Annotated in this window: 1 protein-coding gene; it reads right to left on the reverse strand. The window is 69.7% G+C overall.

What is annotated here, in order from left to right; translation table 11 throughout:
* Positions 1–638 (reverse strand): ketoacyl-synthetase C-terminal extension domain-containing protein (locus IE207_RS32895; protein WP_190187988.1); only part of this gene is annotated, 638 nt, incomplete at both ends.

Consider the following 638-nt stretch of genomic DNA (forward strand, 5'->3'; position numbering starts at 1 on the left):
TGCGTCCCCTGCCCCGGGAACACCAGCACCCGACGGCCACCGGGCACGGCCACCCCGTCGACCGTCGTGTCACCGAGGAAGACCCGCCGGTGCTCGAACACCGACCGGCCCGTGGCGAGGGTGAACCCGGCGTCCAGCAGGCCGGCTTCCCCATGCTCCAGCAGGCTCGACACACGAGACGACTGCTCGTTGAGCGCAGCCTCGGACTTGGCGGTGAGGACGAGGGGAACGACCGGCAGTTCCCGCGAGGCGGACTCCACCACCGCTTCGACGGCCGGGGCCTGCTCCAAAATCACGTGCGCATTCGTCCCGCTCACACCGAACGACGACACACCCGCCCTACGCGGACGCCCCACCTCCGGCCACGCCCGGTCCTCCGTCAGGAGGGAGACGGCACCCGCCTCCCAGTCCACCTGGGACGACGGCACATCCACATGCAAAGTGCGCGGCAGCACCCCGTGCTCCAGCGCCATCACCATCTTGATGACACCACCCACACCCGCAGCCGCCTGCGCATGCCCGATGTTCGACTTCAACGACCCCAACCACAACGGCTCACCCCGCCCAGACCGCTGCCCATACGTCGCCAACAACGCCTGCGCCTCGATCGGATCCCCCAACCGGGTCCCCGTCCCGTG

It is taken from the genome of Streptomyces cirratus (genome assembly GCF_014650775.1).
Classification (GTDB): domain Bacteria; phylum Actinomycetota; class Actinomycetes; order Streptomycetales; family Streptomycetaceae; genus Streptomyces; species Streptomyces cirratus.